This window comes from Blautia sp. 210820-DFI.6.14, from assembly GCF_020558815.1.
Lineage (GTDB): Bacteria > Bacillota > Clostridia > Lachnospirales > Lachnospiraceae > Blautia_A > Blautia_A obeum.
Genome location: NZ_JAJCKS010000154.1, coordinates 1 through 221, shown reverse-complemented (window position 1 = coordinate 221; position 221 = coordinate 1). Strand labels below are relative to the sequence as shown.

The following is a 221-nucleotide window of genomic DNA, read 5'->3' as shown; positions in this document are numbered from 1 at the left end:
CCACAGTACAAACCACTTGTACTTCGTTCAAAAAGCCTTCTGGAAACAGTGGGCGAATTGGACGGTCGATCAAACGAGAAGTCAGAGTTTCTTTCTCTGATGGACGGCCTTCACGCTTCAAATAACCACCGGGAATACGGCCGGCAGCGTAACTTTTTTCTTGATAATGCACAGACAGCGGGAAGAAGTCTTGCCCAGCTTTTGCTTCTTTTGAACCAACA

1 pseudogene is annotated in these 221 nt (G+C 47.1%); it reads right to left on the bottom strand.

Annotated features, from left to right (window positions below):
* Nucleotides 1–221, bottom strand: a pseudogene (locus LI112_RS18110) (polyribonucleotide nucleotidyltransferase); the annotation flags it as partial.